Annotated in this window: 16 protein-coding genes; 7 read left to right on the plus strand and 9 right to left on the minus strand. The window is 71.5% G+C overall.

Annotated features, from left to right (window positions below):
- Positions 1-53: 53 nt before the first annotated feature.
- Positions 54-1,916: a glycosyltransferase family 1 protein gene (locus ACFYL4_RS03125; RefSeq protein ID WP_387516050.1), complete on the minus strand. Its 1,863-nt coding sequence runs from the start codon at positions 1,914-1,916 to the stop codon at positions 54-56.
- Between the two features lie 221 nt (positions 1,917-2,137).
- Entirely contained in the window at positions 2,138-3,142 is a 1,005-nt protein-coding gene (locus ACFYL4_RS03130; RefSeq protein WP_357757855.1) for a LysR substrate-binding domain-containing protein, read from the minus strand.
- A 131-nt stretch (positions 3,143-3,273) separates the two neighbouring features.
- Between ACFYL4_RS03130 and ACFYL4_RS03135 the strand changes: the two genes are divergently transcribed.
- The 3 genes from ACFYL4_RS03135 to ACFYL4_RS03145 are packed head-to-tail and all read left to right on the plus strand — an operon-like array spanning position 3,274 to position 6,614.
- Positions 3,274-3,924 (plus strand): succinate dehydrogenase cytochrome b subunit, encoded by a 651-nt coding sequence (locus ACFYL4_RS03135; RefSeq protein WP_387516598.1) that lies wholly within the window; start codon positions 3,274-3,276, stop codon positions 3,922-3,924.
- The gene (locus ACFYL4_RS03140) at positions 3,925-5,871 is read left to right on the plus strand and encodes a fumarate reductase/succinate dehydrogenase flavoprotein subunit (RefSeq protein WP_387516052.1); all 1,947 of its coding nucleotides are present in this window, start codon (positions 3,925-3,927) and stop codon (positions 5,869-5,871) included.
- Entirely contained in the window at positions 5,868-6,614 is a 747-nt protein-coding gene (locus tag ACFYL4_RS03145) for a succinate dehydrogenase/fumarate reductase iron-sulfur subunit (protein ID WP_017542195.1), read from the plus strand. The genes ACFYL4_RS03140 and ACFYL4_RS03145 overlap by 4 nt, the downstream gene beginning before the upstream one ends.
- 94 nt (positions 6,615-6,708) lie before the next feature.
- On the opposite strand, the gene ACFYL4_RS03150 is transcribed toward ACFYL4_RS03145, so the two are convergent.
- The 6 genes from ACFYL4_RS03150 to ACFYL4_RS03175 all read right to left on the minus strand — a co-directional run bounded on the left by ACFYL4_RS03150 (position 6,709) and on the right by ACFYL4_RS03175 (position 10,092).
- Positions 6,709-7,002 carry an Arc family DNA-binding protein gene (locus tag ACFYL4_RS03150; RefSeq protein WP_387516055.1) on the minus strand — a complete coding sequence of 98 codons (294 nt, stop codon included), beginning with the start codon at positions 7,000-7,002 and terminating at the stop codon, positions 6,709-6,711.
- Positions 7,003-7,054: 52 nt separating this feature from the next.
- A complete protein-coding gene (locus ACFYL4_RS03155; protein ID WP_387516057.1) occupies positions 7,055-7,696 on the minus strand; it encodes a GNAT family N-acetyltransferase in 642 nt (213 codons plus the stop codon).
- Between the two features lie 106 nt (positions 7,697-7,802).
- The gene (locus tag ACFYL4_RS03160; RefSeq protein ID WP_387516059.1) at positions 7,803-8,438 is read right to left on the minus strand and encodes a GNAT family N-acetyltransferase; all 636 of its coding nucleotides are present in this window, start codon (positions 8,436-8,438) and stop codon (positions 7,803-7,805) included.
- Positions 8,439-8,490: 52 nt separating this feature from the next.
- Complete coding sequence (locus ACFYL4_RS03165; RefSeq protein WP_387516061.1) at positions 8,491-9,198, minus strand: TrmH family RNA methyltransferase; 708 nt, start codon at positions 9,196-9,198, stop codon at positions 8,491-8,493.
- A gap of 65 nt (positions 9,199-9,263) precedes the next feature.
- Complete coding sequence (locus ACFYL4_RS03170) at positions 9,264-9,662, minus strand: hypothetical protein (protein ID WP_357757838.1); 399 nt, start codon at positions 9,660-9,662, stop codon at positions 9,264-9,266.
- 52 nt (positions 9,663-9,714) lie between these two features.
- Positions 9,715-10,092 carry a DUF3054 domain-containing protein gene (locus ACFYL4_RS03175; protein ID WP_387516063.1) on the minus strand — a complete coding sequence of 126 codons (378 nt, stop codon included), beginning with the start codon at positions 10,090-10,092 and terminating at the stop codon, positions 9,715-9,717.
- Positions 10,093-10,284: 192 nt separating this feature from the next.
- On the opposite strand from ACFYL4_RS03175, the gene ACFYL4_RS03180 reads away from it, so the two are divergent.
- The 4 genes from ACFYL4_RS03180 (at position 10,285) to ACFYL4_RS03195 (ending at position 18,429) form a co-directional block, all read left to right on the plus strand.
- Positions 10,285-12,147 (plus strand): serine/threonine protein kinase, encoded by a 1,863-nt coding sequence (locus ACFYL4_RS03180; protein WP_387516065.1) that lies wholly within the window; start codon positions 10,285-10,287, stop codon positions 12,145-12,147.
- Between the two features lie 158 nt (positions 12,148-12,305).
- Positions 12,306-14,453, plus strand: coding sequence for a serine/threonine protein kinase (locus ACFYL4_RS03185; protein ID WP_387516067.1), 2,148 nt, complete (start codon positions 12,306-12,308; stop codon positions 14,451-14,453).
- A 320-nt stretch (positions 14,454-14,773) separates the two neighbouring features.
- Positions 14,774-16,519, plus strand: a complete 1,746-nt coding sequence (locus ACFYL4_RS03190) for a serine/threonine-protein kinase (protein WP_387516069.1) — start codon at positions 14,774-14,776, stop codon at positions 16,517-16,519.
- Positions 16,516-18,429, plus strand: a complete 1,914-nt coding sequence (locus tag ACFYL4_RS03195; RefSeq protein WP_387516072.1) for a serine/threonine-protein kinase — start codon at positions 16,516-16,518, stop codon at positions 18,427-18,429. Before ACFYL4_RS03190 ends, ACFYL4_RS03195 begins: the two co-directional genes overlap by 4 nt.
- Before the next feature lie 116 nt (positions 18,430-18,545).
- Here ACFYL4_RS03195 and ACFYL4_RS03200 read toward each other — a convergent pair whose 3' ends face one another.
- Complete coding sequence (locus ACFYL4_RS03200) at positions 18,546-20,735, minus strand: prolyl oligopeptidase family serine peptidase (RefSeq protein ID WP_387516074.1); 2,190 nt, start codon at positions 20,733-20,735, stop codon at positions 18,546-18,548.
- Positions 20,736-20,765 lie beyond the last annotated feature (30 nt).

Genomic DNA, 20,765 nt, shown 5'->3' on the forward strand with positions numbered 1-20,765 from the left:
GCGGAACGGTCAAGCTATACCGTGCCGCCGGTGAAGTCGAGGACACGCGGGCCTCAGGGGACCAGCAGCGCGCTGCGCGCCTCCAGCACGTCCGCCGGAACCCGCACCCCCAGCCCCGCCAGCCTGCGCAGGTGCGTCTGGTGGCTGAACCGGTCACGCAGCACCTCGTGCCCGATCCGCACCTGGTGCGCGTACCGCTCCTCGTCGCCCATCAGCGCCTCCACCTCCGCGCGGACGCCCTCGGGCTCCGTGTACACCGCGGCGTCACCGAACACCGGGGCGAAGGAGGGCGGCAGGAGGGTCGGCAGCCCGACCGCCACGGCCTCCAGCGGGGACCGGCCGAACGGCTCCAGGTGCCCGCGGCCGGTGAAGTACACGTACACGTCCAGGCCGTGCAGGAACTCCCGCACGTCCATCGAGTCGAACGGGTGCGACGTCCAGTGCTCCGGCAGTCCCTCCTGGCCGAGCGCGCGCTCGGCGTACCTCGTGCCGCCGAGCACGTGGGTCTCCCAGCCGGGCAGCGCCGGGTGGGCGGCCGCCAGCACCGCCGGGTCCTCCGGCCACTTGTCCCGGTCGTCCCGCGAGTGGCGGCCGAGCAGCACCCGGCCGTCGGGGTTGCGCCGCCCGCCCCGCCGCCACGCGTCGAGGTCGATGATGTTGGCCCAGTCCTCGTCCGCCAGCGGCACCCCCGCCATCTCCGGCGCGTGGTGCAGGAGCATCGCCTCACGCACCCGGGGGCTGATCGGGTACCAGGAGTGTTCGCCCAGCATGGCGGTGAACCCCTCCACGCAGCGCGCGACGTTCCACGCCTCGTTGCGCTCCGCCCGCCGTAGACCCCGATCCTCCGCCGTCCCGTACCTGCGGTCCGGGGTCTGGTTGAGGACCACGACGCTCCGCGCCGCCTCCACGGAGGGGAGTACGTCCATCGGGTGCTGGCCGATGAGCGGGAACCGCACCACCAGAAGGTCGCAGGTGACCCGTTCGTCGGGGGCCACGAACCGGACGCGGTCGTTGTCGACGGCGGCCAGGACCCTGGGGTTGACCCCCCGGGACTGGTCCGCGCGCAGCACGGGGTGGTGCACGAGACCGGTGGTGAGACCGGCGCCGCGCTGGGCGGCGATCTCCTGGAGGTTGCTGCCGGTGCTGCCGCCGGGCAGGCGGAAGTCCGACATGAGCACCACGTCGAAGTGGCGGGCGGTGCGCGGGGCCCGGATGCGCGCGGTCAGCAGCGACGGGACCCCGGACGCCCCCCGCGCCGCGCGCGGGGCCGCGAGGTCGGCCAGGTGGGCGTGGTCACGCGCCGAGTCGGGCTGCCCGGTCGCGCGGTGCCAGTTGGACAGGGTCTTGTGTGCCTCGGCGCGCAGGCCCGGGCTGGCTTCGGTGTCGGCTCCCAGCGTGCGCAGGCGCTCGAGCCCCAGGGAGCTGTACCCGTTCCAGAGCAGGTCCTGGGCGTGGCGCAGGCTCCGCTCCGCCGGGGTCCGAGCCGACTCGGAGTCGGCCTCGGCGCCGTCCCCGCCGGTTCCACGGCGGCCGCGCGCGGCCTCCGCGATCCGCCCCTCCGGGCCGCGCGGCCGTTGCCGCTCGTACCGGGCCCAGCCCTCGACGGTGCGGTCCGCGCAGGCGTCCGCGGCCTCCTGGATGGTCTGGCGCACCCGCACGTCGCGGTCGCGCGCGGCGCCGAGCTCGTCGCGGTGCTCGCGGGCCATCTCGTCGAGCTGCACGCGGACCTCCTCCAGTTTCCCGGAGAGGGTTCTGCGCTCTCTGTCCACGGAGAAGGCCACCGCGAGCGCGAGTACGGCGAGCCCGGCGAAGACCAGCGCCAGGGCCAGCCTGGGCGGGCTGAGGGCGACGGCCGCGGTGACCGCCACGACGGCGACCGACACGACCTGGGGACGGGAGAAGGAACTGAACCTCATGACGGGACCACGTTCGGGGTAGGGGACGGTTGGCTCCCGCGCGGTCCCGGCGGGAGACGGCCGGTGGTGGCGGGTGGCCTCAAGGTTCACCCAGGGAGGCGGTCCGGAGAAGGAACCCCGGTTCGGGGGAGCGTCGGTGACAGAACGGGGCGAAGCGGGCGGCGGGGGAGCGTGTCGAAGGCGGGTCCGCGGGTGGGGGAGAGCCCCCTGGAATCCGCCGATCAGGGGGCCCCGTCCTCCCGGGTGCCCGCGCCGTGCCAGCCCCGCTCGTGGTCGGGGTCGCCCGCGTCCGCCGCCGAGATCAGCACCTCCAGGTCCGGCCCCAGGTCCTCGGGCGACATCGCCAGCAGGTACGCGTTGAGGTGGCGGCGGAAGGCCTCCGCCGAGTGCGAGGGCTCCACGTCCTTCCTCCGGGCCAGGGCGACCGTGCGCAGCAGCCTCGGCCGGGCCAGCGGCGTTCCGCGCAGGCCGGGCCGGTTGCGCAGCACCATACTGGGCACCACCGCCAGCCCCAGGCCCGCCTCCACGAACCGCAGTACCGCGTCCATCTCCCCGCCCTCGACCGCGAGGTGCGGCTCGAACCCGGCGGCGCGGCAGGCCCGCAGGGTCGCCTCGCGGACGTCGTACCCGCGCCGGAACATCACCAGCGGCCGCCCCTCCAGCTCCGTGATGCGGATCGACGCGCGTCCGTTCGGCGAGGGGCGGGAGGTCGGGCTGGCCACCACCAGGTTCTCCCGCAGGATGGGGGTGGTGGAGAAGTCGGGGTCACTGCTCTGGAGCGGCAGGATGATGAAGGCGAGGTCCAGCTCCCCCCGGCCCAGGTCCCGGATGAGGTCGCGGGAGCCGCTCTCCTCCACCCGCAGCTCGATCCCCGGGTAACGTGCGTGGAAGTCCGACAGCACGTCCGCGAGCAACCCCGCGCACAGCGACGGGGTCGCGCCCAGACGCACCCGCCCCCGCCGGACACCGGCGAGTTCGGCGACCTCCCGCCGGGCCGTCTCCAGGTCGGTGAGGATGCGTTGGGCGAGCGGAAGCAGGGCCTCGCCGGCCGGAGTGAGTGTGATGTTTCCCCGAGCACGACTGAATAACGGCGCGCCCAGCTCGCGCTCAAGGCTGCGGATCTGTTTGCTCAAGCTCGGCTGGGCGACGCGGGAAAGCTCGGCTGCACGGGTGAAATGGCGCGTGCGGGCGACAGCGACGAAGTAGGCCAGCTGTTGGAACTGCATGGTCCATAGCCTATGGCTATCGACACCAGGGTCCCGATGACTTGGACGCCGGACTTACCTCGAATTTAGAGTGGCAGGCTGTGGCGAACAGTACCTTGACCAAGAAGCGGTCTACGGCCTACGGGTCCACGGTGGCGCTCAAGTCAGCAATGGCTGCCTCCGGTGCGATCCTCGTGCTGTATTTGATCGCGCACATGTACGGCAACCTGAAGGTCTTCGTGGGCCAGGAGGCCTTCGACGGCTACGCGCACGCCCTGCGCGAGATCGGATACCCGCTCCTTCCCGAAAGCGGCTTCCTCTGGGTCTTCCGGATCGTGCTCCTCGCGAGCATCCTGATCCACATCTACTCCGCCGCGGTTCTGACGATCCGCGCGCGCAACGCACGTGAGCAGCGCTACGTGGTGAAGAAGCGGGTCCAGCGGACCTACGCCTCCTACACCATGCGCTGGGGCGGTGTGCTGATCGCGCTCTTCGTGGTCTTCCACATCCTCCACCTCACGGTGAACGTCATCGCCCCCGGCGGCAAGTCCGACAGCCCCTTCGTCCGGCTCGTACACGGCTTCCAGCCCGAGTTCTGGTACGTGACGCTCTTCTACGTCCTCGCCGTCATCGCCGTGGGCTTCCACCTGCGGCACGGCATCTGGAGCGGCATGGCCACCCTCGGCGTCAACAAGGCGAGCCGCCAGGGCAAGATCAACGCGGTCGCCGTGGCGATCGCGCTGGTCGTGACGGTCGGTTTCCTGCTTCCGCCCTTGGCGGTCACCTTTGGACTGGTGAAGTAAATGTCTGAGAACGACCTCTACATCGAGGGCGCCCCGATCCGCGACGAGAAGGCGCCCGAAGGCCCGATCAACGAGCGCTGGGACCAGCGCCGTTTCTCGGCCAAGCTGGTCAACCCCGCGAACCGGCGCAAGCTCTCCGTCATCATCGTCGGCACCGGCCTGGCCGGTGCGGCCGCCGCGGCGACCATGGGCGAGGCGGGCTACAACGTCATCTCGTTCTGTTACCAGGACAGCCCCCGCCGCGCGCACTCCATCGCCGCGCAGGGCGGCATCAACGCCGCGAAGAACTACCGCAACGACGGCGACAGCATCCACCGCCTGTTCTACGACACGGTCAAGGGCGGCGACTTCCGCTCCCGTGAGTCGAACGTGTACCGCCTGGCCCAGACCAGCGTCGAGATCATCGACCAGTGCGTGGCCCAGGGCGTGCCGTTCGCGCGCGAGTACGGCGGTCTGCTCGACAACCGCTCCTTCGGCGGCGTCCAGGTCTCCCGCACGTTCTACGCCCGCGGCCAGACGGGCCAGCAGTTGCTGATCGGCGCCTACCAGGCGCAGGAGCGGCAGATCGCGGCCGGGACCGTCAAGATGAACACCCGCCACGAGATGCTCGAGGTCATCGTCGTGGACGGCAAGGCGCGCGGCATCATCGCCCGCGACATGGTCACCGGCGAGATCGAGACGCACTTCGCCGACGCCGTGGTCCTGGCCACCGGCGGCTACGGCAACGTGTTCTTCCTGTCGACCAACGCCATGGGCTCCAACGTCACCGCCGCGTGGCGCGCCCACCGCAAGGGCGCGCACTTCGCGAACCCCTGCTACACGCAGATCCACCCGACCTGCATCCCGGTCAGCGGCGACTACCAGTCCAAGCTGACCCTGATGAGCGAGTCGCTGCGCAACGACGGTCGGATCTGGGTGCCCAAGGAGGGCGGCGACACGCGCGACCCGCGTCAGATCCCCGAGGACGAGCGCGACTACTACCTGGAGCGCATCTACCCGTCCTTCGGCAACCTGGTGCCGCGTGACATCGCCTCCCGCGCCGCCAAGAACGTCTGCGACGAGGGTCGCGGCGTCGGCCCCGGCGGCCTGGGCGTGTACCTGGACTTCGCGGACGCGATCGCGCGGCTGGGCCGCGACGCCGTCGAGGCCAAGTACGGCAACCTGTTCGACATGTACCAGCGCATCACCGGCGAGAACCCGTACGAGGTTCCGATGCGCATCTACCCGGCGGTGCACTACACCATGGGTGGCCTGTGGGTCGACTACGACCTCCAGAGCACCATCCCGGGCCTGTTCGTGACCGGTGAGGCCAACTTCTCCGACCACGGCGCCAACCGCCTGGGCGCCAGCGCGCTGATGCAGGGTCTGGCGGACGGCTACTTCGTCCTGCCGAACACCATCAACGACTACCTGGCCGAAGGGCCGTTCGAGAAGCTGGACGAGAGCCACCCCGACGCCGTCAAGGCCAAGGAGGAGGTCACCTCCCGCATCGACAAGCTGCTCTCCATCAACGGTTCCCGCACCGTCGACTCCTTCCACAAGGAGCTCGGCCACATCATGTGGGACTACTGCGGCATGGAGCGCAACGAGGAGGGCCTGCGCAAGGCGATCGGGCTCATCCGCGAGCTGCGCGCCGAGTTCTGGCGCGACGTCAAGGTGCTGGGCACGAACGAGGAGTTCAACCAGGCGCTGGAGAAGGCCAACCGCGTGGCCGACTTCCTCGAGCTGGGCGAGCTCATGTGCATCGACGCCCTGCACCGCCGTGAGTCCTGCGGCGGCCACTTCCGTTCCGAGAGCCAGACGGAGGACGGCGAGGCCCTGCGCCACGACGACGAGTTCGCCTACGTCGCCGCCTGGGAGTTCGGTGGCACTGACAGCAAGCCCGTGCTCCACAAGGAAGCCCTGGAGTACGAGTACGTCGAGATGAAGCAGCGGAGCTACAAGTGAACATCACCCTGCGCGTGTGGCGCCAGAAGGGCCGTGACGACGAGGGCCGCATGGTCACGTACAAGCTCACGGACGTCTCGCCGGACATGTCCTTCCTGGAGATGCTCGACGTCCTCAACGAGAAGCTCACGCTCGAGAACGAGGACCCGGTCGCCTTCGACCACGACTGCCGCGAGGGCATCTGTGGTGCCTGTGGCGTCGTCATCGACGGCGAGGCCCACGGCCCGGAGGTCACCACCACCTGCCAGCTGCACATGCGCAGCTTCAACGACGGCGACACCATCACGGTGGAGCCGTGGCGGGCCAAGGCCTTCCCCGTCGTGAAGGACCTGGTCGTGGACCGCGGGTCGTTCGACCGCATCATCCAGGCGGGCGGCTTCATCAGCGCCCCCACGGGTACCGCGCCGGACGCCCACGCCAACCCGATCCCGAAGCCGGACGCCGACCGCGCGTTCGACGCCGCGACCTGCATCGGCTGCGGTGCCTGCGTGGCGGCCTGCCCGAACGCCTCCGGCATGCTGTTCACCGCCGCGAAGGTCACCCACCTCGGCATGCTCCCGCAGGGGCAGCCGGAGCGGGCCTCGCGCGTGGTGAAGATGATCAACCAGCACGACCACGAGGACTTCGGCGGCTGCACCAACATCGGTGAGTGCGCCGCGGTCTGCCCCAAGGGCATCCCGCTGGACACGATCTCGCAGCTCAACCGCGACCTGCTGGGCTCGCTCAGCAAGGGCGTCGGCTAGGACCACCGCAGCCCGGACCACCGCGTCCGCGCCGCGACCCCGGTCGCATGAGGGGCCGTCTCCCGTCGGGAGACGGCCCCTCCGCGAGTTCGGGTCAGTTCTGGAGCAGTGCTCTCAAGTGTGTGGCGATCTCCGGTACGTCCACCAGTTCTCCAGTGGTCACGGTGATCACGAAGTCGTAGGCGGAGTCAGTGTCGGGGGGGCACTCGCCCAGCCTCGCCAGGAGATCGGCGTCCTCCTGCGCGATTCTTCGGGCGATGTCGCGCACCTTGTCAGTCTGACGACGCGCGGGGTAGTCGGTGACCGCTTCGCTGTTCACGCTGTTTCCGTCCGCCTCGGCGGCTTGCCTGAGCCGCTCGTGGATCTCGTCCGGAAGCCGCAGGTGCATGTTCGTTCACTGATGGAGTCAATCAGTGATACCACCACAGGGGGGTATCGGATCAGACGGCGGGGCGGAGCATGCAGTAGGTCGACGGGAATGCCGGGTCGTTGATGGCGCGGACCACCCGGAAGTCGTACCGCTCGTAGTAGCCGATGTTGGCCGAGTTCATGGTCTCCAGGTACACCGGGACCCCGTCGGCGTCGGCCTGCGCCAGACCCGCGCGCAGCAGCCGGGACCCCACGCCGGTGCCCCGCGCCGCCGGGGCGGTGCCCAACGACGACAGGTACCAGTGCGCCTCCTCGGGGGAGGAGGCGCGCAACTCGATCATGTACCGCAGCATCTCGGGCAGGCGCGCGAGGCCGACCAGCGTGATCCAGTGCGGCAGCGACCGCAGCATCACGGACGGGCGCTCACCGGGTTCTCCCGGCGGGGTCCACAGGGCGGCCCCGCACACCACGGGCGCGTCCCCCGGCCGCTCCCGGGCCTCGCACACCGTGGCCCGGCCCTCCGGGACGCCGCCGAACCCCGCGATCAGCGCGAAGGCCCGGGTGGTCTGGGCCATCCTGCGGTTGTCGTCGGGGAAGACCCAGCGGAAGAAGGGGTCGTGGTAGAAGGCCCGACCGAGGACCCGGGCCACCCCGGACACGTCGTTCATGGTGGCGGTACGGACCGACTCGACCGTGGCGGCCATGGGGCTCATCGGAGCAGTCTCCCTCTTCCCGGGGTCGTCACCGCCCATGCTAGATCGCGCGAACACCACCGGTGGGCCGTTTTCCGGGAAGGGCCCGACGGGTGTCACCGCAGGGTCAGGAGGAGGGCCGGAGCAGGAAGTAGCTGGTGCCCACACCCTCGTGCGGGACCTGGTGCACGCAGCGGAAACCGAAGTGCTCGTAGAAGCCGATGCTCTTGTCGTTCAGGGTCTGGGTGAAGACCGGCAGCCCCTCGGAGTCGGCCCGGTCCAGACCGGAGGTGATCAGGCCACCCGCCAGCCCGGTACCGACGAAGCTCGGGTCCACTCCCAGAGCGGCCAGGTACAGGTGGGGTTCCTGGGGGGAGGACATCTTCCACTCCGCGAAGATCCGGACGAACGCCGCCAGACGGGCGCGGCCGATCAGCGGGCCCCAGTGCGGCCAGGTGCGCACGGACAGCATCGGACCCTCCGGGTTGCTGGTGGGTTGGGCCCACAGCGCGGCCGCCCGCGTGACGGGCGCGGAGCCGGGCCCCTCGGCCAGCTCGGTCACCCGGGTGTCGCCCGCGGGTACGTAGCCGAACCCCGTCGTCAGGGCGAAGAACCTGCGGACCCGGGCCATGCGCTGCTCGTCGTCGGGGAACAACCACCGGAACAGCGGGTCGTCGTGCAGCGAGCGGCTGAGCACCCGGGCCACCCCGGGCACGTCGTCGAGGGTGGCGGGGCGGGCGGTGGAGGTGACGGTCGAACTCATCCTGGCTACTTCCTGGTAGGGGGCGACCCGCTCATGTTAGATCACGGGACCATCACGAACGAGCGGCGGCCGCGCCGTCGGACACCGGCTGGTCGAACACGTGCGCCCGCACCCAGGCGTGCATGGCCACCGCCGCGGCGGCGCCCGCGTTGATCGACCTCGTCGACCCGAACTGGGCGATCGACAGCACCGCCGAGCACACCTCGCGCACCTCCTCCGACAACCCCGGCCCCTCCTGCCCGAACACCAGCACGGCGTCGCGGGGCAGCGGGTAGGTCTCCAGGGGGACCGCCCCCGGCAGGTTGTCCACACCGATCAACGCGAGGCCTCGCGCGGCCGCCCAGGCCACCAGCGACCCGGTGTCAGGATGGTGGTGGACGTGCTGGTAGCGGTCGGTCACCATCGCGCCCCGGCGGTTCCACCGCCGTTTGCCGACGATGTGCACCGCCGCGCAGCCGAACGCGTTGGCGGTGCGCACCACCGAACCGATGTTGAAGTCGTGCGACCAGTTCTCCACCGCCACGTGGAACCCGTGCCGGACCGTGTCGAGGTCGGCCACGATCGCCTCACGGCGCCAGTACCGGTAGTGGTCGACGACGTTGCGCCGGTCGCCGTGGGCCAGCAGCTCGGGATCGTAGTGGTCTCCCTCCGGCCAGGGACCGGACCACGGCCCCACCCCGACCTCCCGCGCCTCGTCCTCCCCGGTGGAGGTCTCGACGGGGATCGCGGTGGTGGCCTCGGCGGCGGCGTGCTCGTTCATCGACTCCAGCTTACGAACCGACCGCCGCCGACCGTACCGGGCCCGTCCGGGCCCGGCCGCCGTCCCTACAGGTGGATGCTGCCGTGGAAGTCGCGGCCCTGGATCACCCGGGCCGACGCGCTCACGTTCCCGTGGACCTGGTTGACGACCGATCCCGTGCCCTCCTGGGCGACCTCCCCCACTCGGCTGCGCAGCTCCGCCAGGAGCCGACCGATCTCGGGGTCCTCGCTCCCCGCGCGCTCCAGGTGCGCCGCGACGGTCTCCACGGCCGCGGCGCCGTCCTCCTCCAAACGCAGGTCGTCCAGCGCCTCCTGCGCCTCGGGCTCCGAACGGAACCGCTGGGCGACCGCCCTGTACAGGGACTTGAAGGTGGCCACCGCGCCCTCTCCGAGCCCGTCTCCCAACTTGGTGGCCGAGGCGGTGGCGAGAGCGGCGACGATGGCGGCGGTGACGGGGTCGGCCATGGGGGTCCTCCTTGGGACGGAAGCCGGGGGCGTACGCCCCCAGTCTTGCCCCTCAGGCCGCCGCCTGTCGCTTCCTCCGCGACACCAACAGGGCCACGGAGCGCCAGCCCAGCATGGTCGCGGCGAGGAACAGCGAGGTCACCACGACGAAGGACCAGGGTGCTCCCTCCCCGCTGAGCAGGCGCAACACCATGGCGCCCGCGACGGTCACCGCCCACACCAGGGCCCCGGTCGGCCAGATCCGGCCAGGGGAGCGCCAGGCCAGGGTGACGGCCCACCCCAGAGCCAGCGCCACCAGGAACGGCCATGCGGTCGAGGCGACGGCGGCCGGGCCCAGGCCGGTCGCGTGGTCGGCCTTGCCCACCACGACGAACACCAGCACGCAGAGCAGGTCGGCCGCCAGAGCCAGGAACAGGGTGTACGAGCGCATACCCCCAGGCTAGCCCCGATGCGCCGCCCTGATCAGCCGGGTGTGGCGCCACGGCCCCCGTCCGACCGCGTACGGAACCCGTGACCCGGGGTGAACCCGGACGCGGACGGCGGCATCACACCGGCGGACCGCGTCCCGAGGCCCCGGACGGCAGGAACCCCACTCCGCCCTCGAATCGGAAGAACGCCCCCCATGAACGTTCCCCCCAACGGCCCCACCAGCGCGTCCCGTCCCAGCGCGACCACCCCCGTGGACCGCGACCACCTGCCGGCGGGCGTGCGGCCCCCGGCCAAGGGAGACCCCGAGACGGTGGGCGACCACCGCGTCGTCGGCCGGATCACCCACGACGCGGCGGGCACGGTCCTGCTCGGTCTGGACGGCGCGGGCACGGCCCGCGCGGTCCGCGTCGTCCCGGCGGACCTGGCCGACGCCCCCGGAGCAAGAGCCCGGCTGGAGGCCGGGTTCTCCCGCCTGGCCCAGGTGCGCTCCCTGTGCGCGGCGGCCCACCGGGCCGCCGACGCTCGGAGCACCGCACCGTGGCTGGCCACCGCGTACACACCCGGATCGACGCTCGCCGAGCACGTGGCCGCACACGGACCGTTGACCGGCGGCGTGCTCACCGCCCTCGCGGCAGGGGTCGCCGAGACCCTGGCGGCCGGGCACGCCGTCGGCGCCCAGCACCTGGCACTGGACCCGGGCCGGGTGGTCATGTCACCGGAAGGACCCCGGGTCGTGGACCTCGGGATCGTCCAGGCCACCGGACTCCCGATCCACTCGCGGCAGTGGGCCGCGCCCGAACAGCGCGCCACCGCGTCCACGCGAGGACCGGACACCCCCGAACCCGGCCCCGGCGCGGTCACCGGGTACGCCGACGTGTACGCCTGGGGCGCGCTGGTCCGGTTCGCGGCCACCGGAAGGGAGCCGGGGGAGGCCGGACCCGATCCCGAGCCCGGCGCTCTTCCCGCGCACCTGGCAGCGCTGGTCCGCCGGGCCCTGGCGGAGGCACCCGATCAGCGCCCCACCGCACTCGAACTCCTTCAGAAACTCACGGCGGGGGAGGAACCGGCCGCGGCGGTGACCGCACTCCTCGCCTCCGAGTGGACCGGGATGAGCGTCCCCGAACCGAGTACCACCCGCACACGCACCCGCGCACGCGTGGGACGCCCCGCCCTGTTCGCGGGGACCGCGGCCGTCCTCGTCGTGGCCCTCCTGGGCGGTTGGGCCCTGGCCAGAGAGGCGGGAGCCCCGGCAGGGGACGGTGGTACGGGCGCGACGGAGGAGCCGGGGGAGGGCGCCTCCCAGGAGGAGCGCACCGGCCCCGCCGTGGCCGAGGACCCGGAGGACATCGACGCGGTGGTGGCGGACGCGGTGCGGCTCGCTCTGGAGGCCGAGAGCTTCACCACCTACACCTTCCTGCACACGAACGACGTCGGCAGCCGGGCACAGACCCACTTCCGGTACACGGAGGAACCGCAGCCTGCCATGTCCCGGACGATGCACTTCGGCCCCAGCTCGGCCGGAGAGGTGTCGTTCGGCGAGGATCTGGCCGAACTCGTGCACTTCGCTCCCGAGACGACCCCCGTGCTCGGAGAGGGCGCACGCCAGTACTTCCGCGACCCCGGTCCGGGCTCCGACGACACCGAGGAGCCCAGGACCGTGTGGGAGGAACACCTGCGCTCACTGGAGGGCCTCACCGCCGAGGGTGCCCGGGTCGACTACCAGGGCCAGGGCACGATCGGTGACGCCGACATCCCCGAGGAACTACTGGGAGACGTCGACCCCCTGGAACGCGGTGGCCACCACTACACGGGAGCGTTCGAGCACCAGTTCGTGGACGTCACGGAGTTCGAGCCGGTGACCATGGACTTCGAACTCTGGATCTCCGACGAGGGGTACCCGGTCCGGCTCGCCGTGGTGGGTGTGCCCGACCCGGAGGCCATGGCGGAGCAGGGCGAACAGCTGACCTTCACCCACCAACTGGACTTCCTCCGGTTCGGTCTCCCCGTGGAGGTCGAGGTTCCCGACGAATCCGAGATCCTCGCGGCGCGCCCCTGAGCGGCCCCGACCCCCGCCCGGGCGGGCCGCCCGCCGCACGCCCCGACCCACCTGCGATCCTTCGTTCGGGACCTTCCCCCGAAGCCCCGCCGGAGTGACCCGCTCCAGCGTCTTCCCCCACGATTCGTACCGTGCCCCCGTCATCGTGAAAGGAAACGATGAGTACGTTCCCCGATCCGGCCTTGGGACCGGTTCCTCCGCAGGGCTCTTCCCCGCAGGGTCTTCCTCCTGGTCTTGACCCGTTGGCCGGGTCCGATCCGCGTCAGATGGGTCCGTTCCGTCTGGTGGGGCGGATCGGTGCTGGTGGTATGGGTGTGGTGTACGCGGCGCTGGATTCTCGTGGTGTGTGTGTCGCGGTCAAGACCGTGCACGCGCGGTTCGCGGATCGGCCCGGGCATCGGGAGGCGTTCGCGCGTGAGGTGCGGATGTTGCGTCAAGTCGACGGTGTGAGCACGGCGCGGGTGCACGGTGCGGACCCGTCGGCGCCGGTGCCGTGGTTGGCGTTCGACTATGTGCCGGGGCGTGATCTGCGGCGCCATGTGCGTGAGTTCGGGCCCCTTGACGGCGACATGCTGCGTACGTTCGCTTTGGGTATGGCGGAGGGTTTGGCGTCGCTGCACTCGGCGGGTGTGGCGCATCGTGACATCAAGCCGGGGAACGTCATTCTGGCTCCGGAGGGGCCGAAGATCGTGGACTTCGGTATCGCGGTGGAGATCGGCACTGATCCGGCCGTGGATGCTTCCGCTTCCTATGGGACCCCTGGATGGACGGCGCCCGAGCGGTATGCGGGGGCGGTGGCCGATCCGGCGGCGGACGTGTTCGCGTGGGGTGGTCTGGTGGTGTTGGCCGCGACGGGCCGGAACCCGTTCGGGACGGGGAGCGCGTCGGAGTTGGCCGGGCGGGTCAAGAGCGGAGCCCATGACACGGAGGGGGTTCCTGAGGACCTGTTGCCTTGGGTGGAGCGGGCGTTGTCGGTTGCCGCGACCGACCGGCCGACGGCGGTGGATCTGTTGACCGCGTTGTTGCCTGCTCTGGTGGAGGCGGACGCGCACGTTCCGGATCGTACGCGGACGCAGCGTGCGTTGCGGGGGATGCTGACCGATTACTGGCGTGGTGTGGACGCGGCCGGTCACGATCCGGCGCGTTGGGCGGCGGCGCTGGGCACCGCTTCGGCGGTGGGGTTGGGTGCGGTGGGCGCTGGCACGCTGGGGTCAGGTGTTGCTGGTGGTGCGGGAGGTGCCGCGGGGGCGTCTGCTGGCGCGGCCGGGGGAGTAGCCTCGGCTGGTGCTGGTGCTGGTGCTGGTGCTGGTGCTGGTGCTGGTGCTGTGGGCGGTATGGGCTCGGCCGGTGCCATGGGCACGGCGGGTGGCGCGGCCGGGAGCGCTGGAGCCGCCGGTGGTGCGGCGGGTACCGGCGGGGTGATCGGTGCCCTGTCCGGGGCCAAGGGTGTCGTGGCGGTACTGGGCACGCTGACACTGGTCGGCGGTGCGGCGACGGCCGGGGTCTTGTATTTCCGGGACGATGCCCCGGTCGAGGAGACGGTGGCCGTCGGGGAGGACGACACCCCCGCCATCGAGGCTGACCCGTCTGACGGGGCGGCGGTCCTGGCCGAGGCCATGGCCCTCGCGCTGGAGGCCGACAGCTTCACCTCCCATGACGTCTGGTGGGACAGCAGTCCTGGGGTGAGCGCGGTTGTGTACACCTACTGGTACAGGCAAGACCCGGAACCTGTAATGGTGAGGGGGCGCGACCTGGGTCCGGGGAGCGACGGCATCGTCGCCACCGGGGAGAACCTGGACGAACGCCGGGCCTGGACGGATATTCGCGCCAGTGCGAGTCCGTACGAGGTCATCGGCCGTAACTTCCATGCGGGTCCCCTGGCCGATGAGTATGACATCGACCTCCGCACCGAATGGGAGGGGTTGCTCGAGGTCTTCGAGGGCATCCGTGATCAGGGTGTGGAGGTCGAGCACTCGGGTGTGGCCCTGTTGAGTGATCAGTTCGCTTCTCCGGATCTGATAGACGAAGGGCTCAGAGAGCAGGGGGGCGATGCCGCTCGGGAGGGACACCGCTACACCGGCACTGTGACCCAAGAACACCGTCACTTCGTTGAGTCCAGGACTTTGGAGACGGAGTTCGACATCTGGATCTCCGAGGAGGGGTATCCGCTCGCCTACTACCTGGAAGCGGTGACGGACGAACCCGGTGAGAACCCCGGGGAGTTCTTGACTCTCACGCGTACGGTGCAGTTCTACAACTTCAACCAGGAGGTCGAGATCGACAGCGAGCTCCTCGAAGGGTCGTGAACCACCGGTTCCGGGATCGATACCGCCGCGCGTGACCGGGCGGGGGCGTGTGCGGGGCGCGGCTGGTGCCTGCGGCGGTGGTCGCGGACACCGGCCCCTGAACGTGTCTACGGCCAACCGGAGCGGTCCACCCGCATGGTTCAGTCACCGAAGGTGGGTGAACCGGGCCGTCAGCGGTGGCGTCTCATCTGTGTACGGCACCGGGTCGACTCGGGCCGCCCGGTCCCAGATCCTCGAAGTCCTTCCACGTACACCAGGGAACGCCTTCACCCGTGACGTGCTCCGATCGACCCGCCACCCACCCCCATCCAGGAACCCCCATGGACTCCTCGGCCGGAACCCACACCGGTGTCGCGCCCCTCGACCCCGTCGACCCCCGATACCTCGGTCCCTACCGTCTGGTGGGCAGGTTGGGAACGGGCGGAATGGGCGTGGTGTACGCGGCCCTGGACGGCCGGGACCGACGGGTGGCGATCAAGTGCGTCCACCGGGTCCTGGCCTCGGACGCCGACTTCCGGGACCGGTTCGCGCGCGAGGTGGGTCTGGTCCGTCGCGTACGCGCCACCTGTGTCCCGGAGTTCCTCGGAGCGGACACCCGGGCCGAGGTGCCGTGGCTGGCCACCGAGTACGTGCCGGGCCCCACCCTGGCCGAGTCCGTGGGCACGCGGGGGCCGTTGTCCGGGAGCGCGCTGACCGGCTTCGCGTACGGGGTCGCCGAGGCGTTGACGGCCATCCACGCCGCGGGGGTGGTGCATCGGGACCTCAAACCGGGCAACGTGATCCTGGCCCCGGACGGACCGAAGGTGTTGGACTTCGGGATCGCGCGGGCCACCGACGGCACGGCCCTGACCCGGACGGGCGGTCTGGTAGGAACGCCCGGCTGGATCTCGCCCGAGCAGTACCGAGGCGCCCCGGCCACGGAGCTCTCGGACGTCTTCGCGTGGGGCGGGCTCGTCGCCCACGCCGCCACCGGACAGGGGCCCTTCGGTGCGGGTACCTCAGACGTCGTCGTCGCGCGCATCCTCTCCGAACCGCCTTCCCTGAGCGGGGTCCCCGAGCCCCTGCGCGGTGTGGTGGCGCGGGCCCTGGCCAAGGACCCGGATGCGCGTCCGAGCGCGATCGAGCTCCGGCACACCCTGGCGGGGATGCTCGGAGCCGGGGGCGAACCGGACGCCACCCGGGTGCTGGAACGGGTGCGGGAGACCGGCCCCGTGCCCGAACCGGCGTTGGACGAGGACGAGTGGTCGCGGGGCGCCCCGCCCCGGCGGGGCTGGGCGCGTCGGCACCGGGGTGCCCTCGTCGCGGTCGCGGGGGTGACGGCTCTCGCCCTGGTCGTCGGGATCGGTCTGCGCGCCCTCACCGGAGAGGGCTCTCTGCCAGCGACCGAGGGCGGAGCCGATGACCCCACCACCTCGGTGGCGGGGAACGGGACCGATGACGCGGGGATCGGCGGAGGGCAGGGCGAGCCGGGTGAACCCCCGGATGGCGTCCCCGAGGAGTACCGCGAGCTCTACCAGTCCGGGAACGTCGTGGTGGAGCCGGAACCCGGAACCGAATCCGCGCTGATCCGCCGCCTCGAACCCGTCTCCGGTGAGGGGGAGTCGCTGGACGTTCTACGCTTGACCTTCGGCACTGTCCGGTACGGGGAGTTCGGCGACAACAGGCTGACCGTCGATCTGGAGTACCTGCCCGACCACGGGTCCCTGCGGGTGCACAGCGACGAGTTCGTCGGGGTGCGGGACATCCGCTCCGGGGAGGAGAGCCTCGACTTCCAGTCCGCCCTCACCACCGGTATCCTCGCCGACCTCGATCCGGAGGAGCCCTCGGCACGGGTCCGGGTGGTGTTCAGGGGGGCCCGAGTGGTCTACCACGTACCCGCATCGATCAGGGGGCGGGCCCAGCACGACCTCAGGTACGCGGGGGGTGTGTGCGTCACCCCGAACGAGGTCGGTGCCGCTGGTGAGCCGCAGTACGGTGCGGGCAGTGTCGAGCCGCACGACACCACGATGACCGACGGCGCCCTGACCGCCAGCTGTGCCTTCACCGACCAACCGGAGCAGACGTGAGCCCCCACGCCCAGACGCGCCCGCCCTTCACCCGACACCACCTCCCACCGGGCGTCGAGCGGCCCGCCGAGGGCGACCCCGACCAGCTCGGCGCCTACCGGGTGGTGGGCCGGATCGGCGCGGGCGGCATGGGCGCCGTCTACGCCGGGCTGGCGGGGGACGGCTCCCCGGCGGCGGTCAAGGTGGTGCACCCCCAGTTCGCGGCCAACGCCGAGTTCCGTGCCCGGTTCGCTCGTGAGGTGGGGCTGGTCGCCAGAGTGCGGGCCACCTGTACTCCGGCCTTCCTCGGGGCGGACACCCAGGCGGTCACGCCGTGGTTGGCCACCGAGTACGTTCCGGGCCTGACCCTGCGCCAGTACGTCCGCGAGCACGGTCCGCTCACCGGCGGGGTGCTCACGGCGCTCGCCGTGGGCCTGGCCGAGGCGTTGTCCGCGATCCACGCGGCGGGGGTGGTGCACCGGGACCTCAAACCGGGCAATGTGATCATGGCGCCGGACGGTCCGAAGGTGCTGGACTTCGGTATCGCCCGTGCCGCGGACGGTACCGCGCTCACGGCGACCGGGGGGTTGCTCGGCACCCCCGGCTGGGTGGCTCCCGAGCAGTACCTGGGCCAGGAGGCCAGCGAGCGCTCGGACCTGTTCGCCTGGGGTGCGCTGGTTCTGTTCGCCGCCACGGGGGAGAACCCCTTCGGTACCGGTCAGCCGGACGTGCTGTCCCACCGTGTCCGCACCGAGGACCCCGACCTGTCCCGGTTGCCCGCGTCACTGTTGGACCCCGTGCGCCGCGCTCTGTCGAAGGACCCGGACGAGCGGCCCACGGCCGCCGAGGCACTGTCCGCGCTCACCGGAACCTGGGCGGCGACCCGTGTCGCCGCGGTCGATCCGGCCGACCCCACCCAGGTCGTTCCGGGGTTGCTCGCGACCGAGTGGCACGGTATCTCCGCTCCGAGGGCCCGGCGGGTGCGCCGTCGGCCGAAGGGAGCCCTGGTCGCGGCCGGGGGCGCGGCCCTGGCCCTGTCCCTGGTCGCCGGGGCGGTGTTCGTGTGGCCGGGCGGCGGCGTCCCCGCCCTCGGGCTCCCTGGGCTGGGGGCCAGTACGGGAGACTCCGGCGCGGACGACGCCGGCCTCGACGGTGCGGACGTCACCAGCACGGTCCCGGCCGTCGACGAGGACCCGGAGGACTGGGAGGGGGTGCTCTCCGAGGCGATCGCCCTCGCCAACGAGGTGGGGAGCTTCGAGGCCTACCAGCGCCTCATGGGGGCGTCGGCGCACGGCCTGTTCGTGGTCCACCGGTACACGGACACACCGCGTTCGGCGGTCTACAGCGCGCAGTACGGGGGACCGGTGATCCCGGAGACGCTCGCGGTCGGCGGGAACCCCGTGACCGGAGAGGGCGCGGACCGTCTGAGCCGGTTGGTGTCGGAGGCCCCCACCTGGGAGGAACTGGTCCGTGGGCCCTACTCCCGTAACACCGAACCGGCCAGCAGGGATACGCAGTACGCGGAGTTCGGCTCCGAGCAGTGGTCCTTCCTGTGGTTCCCCTCCCGGCTGCTCACTCCGGAGGCCGACCCCCGGGTGACCTACCTGGGGGTCACCGACGAGGTCCAGAACACCGTGGTGAACCAGACACTGTTCGAGACGGAGCCGGACCACGGCCCGGCCCACCACTACGCGGGCACCTACACGAGAGAGGCTTCGTCCGCGGAAGGCCCCGTTCTCCGGGACTACGAGTTCGACTTGTGGATCGGTGTGGACGGCCGGTTCCAGCGGTTCCAGCACTCCGCCGACCAGGCCCCCGGGGAGGAGGACGAGTTCGGCGGCGTGGACGCCTGGGAGGTCTTCGTGGTCAGCTTCGACGAACCGGTCACGATCGAGGTCCCGACCGAGGACGAGATCGAGGACAGTCCCTGACCCCGGAAGAACACGGCGCGGCCCCGGCCCCGACCTCCCCGCAGGAGGGAGTCGGAACCGGGGCCGCGCACCGGGTCCGGCGACCCTCCCGACTCGGCCTAACCGCCTATCCGTGCCTACGAGCCAGGCAGGTTCCCCTTCAGGAAGTCCACCTGCAACAGCAGCAGGTTCTCCGCCGTCACCGGGTCCGCCGGGCTGTGGGTCACGCCCGACAGCGGCAGCACCGTGTGCGGTCGGCCGGCGGCGAGCAGCGCCTCCGACATCCGCTGTGTGTGCGCGAACACCACGTTGTCGTCGATCAGGCCGTGCACGAACATCAGCGGCCGCTCCAGCTTGGCGGCGTCGGCCATCAGCGACGACCGCGCGTACACCTCCGCCTGGTCCTGGGGTGTGCCCAGGTAGCGCTCGGTGTAGTGCGTGTCGTACAGGGACCAGTCGATCACCGGGGCGCCCGCCACCGCCGCGTGGAACACGTCCGGGCGGCGCAGCACGGCCAGCGCCGCCAGGTACCCGCCGAACGACCAACCGTGGATGCCCACCCGGGTCAGGTCCAGGCAGTCGAACCGCTCCGCCGCGTCCTCCAGCGCCGCCACCTGGTCCTCCAGGACGGGGACGGCGAGGTCGTGGTGGACCGCCTGCTCGTAGTCCATCCCGATACCGGGTGTGCCGCGCCCGTCCGCGACGAGCACCGCGAACCCCTGCTCGGCGAACCACTGGGAGGCCAGGTGCGCGCCGCGCGCGTTGAGGACCCGCTGTGCGTGCGGGCCGCCGTACGGGGCGACCAGTACCGGCAGCGGGTCCCCGCCCTCCCGGTACCAGGACGGCAGGATCAGCGCGGTGGGCACGCCGTGCTCCCCGGACCTCCAGGTGGTGACCCGTACGTCCGGCAGGTCGGGGGTCTGCGCCAGGCTCTCGATCTCCCCGTGCGTGCGGCGCGTCTCGCGCGCGGCGTCCCGCACCACCAGGGTCCGCACCCCGGTGAAGTCCATCGAACGGTGCTGTGCCACGAGGGTGTCGCCGCGCAGCTGGCCGGAGCGGACGCCGCCGTGACCGTCGTCGTCACCACCGGGCAGTTCCAGCGGGGCGCAGGTGCCCAGCCGGGTGTCGGCCAGCCACAGCGACACGTCCCCGGGCCGCCCGGCGGGTGAGCCGCTGAACAGCACCCGGTCGCCATCCACGTCCACCACGCCGCGCACGTACACGCCCTCGGCGCTGACCGCCCGATCGCCCACGAACACCCGGCGTTCGCCCCGTGTGCCGTCACGGCCGATCCACACCAGCTCACCGGAGGAGGTGAACGCGGGCACGCCCGGCATGATCTCGACCCACACGTCGTCGCTCTCGGTGCGCACCTCGGAAACGAGCCCGGTGGCGGGGTCGGAGCTGAACAGGGTGAGGGTGCGCTGGTCGCGGCTCTGCGCGGTGAACACCAGCACGGGGTTGCCGTCCGGGCCGGTCGTCCACCCCACGGTGGGCAGGTACGGCAGGGTCTCGCGGTCCCACTCGATCGGGGCGGGCACGGGGCGCCCGTCGCGTCGGTAGGCGCTCGCGGACGGCACCGGGAGCACCGCCAGCCGCACGTCGGGGTTGGCGGTCCCGGCCGCCGGGTAACGCAGCGGCTGCGGCTCCCGACCCGGGTGGTTGGGGTCGCCGACGAACCAGCGGTTCACCTCGGACTCGTCCACGCGGCTGACCGCCAGCGAGCGCCCGTCCGGCGACCACCAGAAGCCGCGCGTCCGGTGCATCTCCTCGGCCGAGACCAGGTCGGCCAGGCCCCACGTGACGTTCTCGCCGTCCGGCTCCACGAGCACGCGGTCGCGGTCCGTGTCGCCGTCGTCGGCGATGTCGACCACGCGGACCGCGCCTCGGTGCACGTAGGCCACCCGGTCGCCCGCGGGGGAGATCCGGGGGTCGACGGCGGGGCTGGCCACGGGGAGTTCGCGCGGGGAGGTGTCGTCCCCGACGAGGTCGACGTAGAACACCCGCCCGGACAGAGTGAACACCGCCCGTGTGTACGCGTCGTCCACGCTGTACGAGACGATGCCGCCGCCGTGTTCGCGCATCCGCTCACGGCGGGCCCGCTCCTCGGGGGGCAGGTTCTCGTCGTCGGCGCCGAGCTCGCGGGGGTCGGCGAGCACCGACTCGGCACCGGTCTCCACGGTGTACGACCACAGGCAGGTCGCCCGGTCGGTGCCGTCGCGCCCGCGCAGGAAGGTGACGCGTTCGCCGTCCGGGGAGATCTGGAACGCGCGCGGGACTCCGATGGTGAAGCGCTGGGTTCTGGCCTGTTGGCGAGGAAAGCTCATACGCCGATTGTGTCCCATTCCACGTGCCGC

The organism is Nocardiopsis sp. NPDC006938, assembly GCF_042869555.1.
Lineage (GTDB): Bacteria > Actinomycetota > Actinomycetes > Streptosporangiales > Streptosporangiaceae > Nocardiopsis.

What these genes read in the sequence shown, in the direction of transcription:
- ACFYL4_RS03200 (WP_387516074.1), bottom strand. Translation starts at nt 20,735, where the DNA reads ATGAGCTTTCCTCGCCAACAGGCCAGAACCCAGCGCTTCACCATCGGA.
- ACFYL4_RS03165 (WP_387516061.1), bottom strand. Translation starts at nt 9,198, where the DNA reads ATGAACGAGCACGCCGCCGCCGAGGCCACCACCGCGATCCCCGTCGAG.
- ACFYL4_RS03150 (WP_387516055.1), bottom strand. Translation starts at nt 7,002, where the DNA reads ATGCACCTGCGGCTTCCGGACGAGATCCACGAGCGGCTCAGGCAAGCC.
- ACFYL4_RS03185 (WP_387516067.1), top strand. Translation starts at nt 12,306, where the DNA reads ATGAGTACGTTCCCCGATCCGGCCTTGGGACCGGTTCCTCCGCAGGGC.
- ACFYL4_RS03175 (WP_387516063.1), bottom strand. Translation starts at nt 10,092, where the DNA reads ATGCGCTCGTACACCCTGTTCCTGGCTCTGGCGGCCGACCTGCTCTGC.
- ACFYL4_RS03140 (WP_387516052.1), top strand. Translation starts at nt 3,925, where the DNA reads ATGTCTGAGAACGACCTCTACATCGAGGGCGCCCCGATCCGCGACGAG.
- ACFYL4_RS03125 (WP_387516050.1), bottom strand. Translation starts at nt 1,916, where the DNA reads ATGAGGTTCAGTTCCTTCTCCCGTCCCCAGGTCGTGTCGGTCGCCGTC.
- ACFYL4_RS03190 (WP_387516069.1), top strand. Translation starts at nt 14,774, where the DNA reads ATGGACTCCTCGGCCGGAACCCACACCGGTGTCGCGCCCCTCGACCCC.
- ACFYL4_RS03180 (WP_387516065.1), top strand. Translation starts at nt 10,285, where the DNA reads ATGAACGTTCCCCCCAACGGCCCCACCAGCGCGTCCCGTCCCAGCGCG.
- ACFYL4_RS03160 (WP_387516059.1), bottom strand. Translation starts at nt 8,438, where the DNA reads ATGAGTTCGACCGTCACCTCCACCGCCCGCCCCGCCACCCTCGACGAC.
- ACFYL4_RS03130 (WP_357757855.1), bottom strand. Translation starts at nt 3,142, where the DNA reads ATGCAGTTCCAACAGCTGGCCTACTTCGTCGCTGTCGCCCGCACGCGC.
- ACFYL4_RS03170 (WP_357757838.1), bottom strand. Translation starts at nt 9,662, where the DNA reads ATGGCCGACCCCGTCACCGCCGCCATCGTCGCCGCTCTCGCCACCGCC.
- ACFYL4_RS03155 (WP_387516057.1), bottom strand. Translation starts at nt 7,696, where the DNA reads ATGAGCCCCATGGCCGCCACGGTCGAGTCGGTCCGTACCGCCACCATG.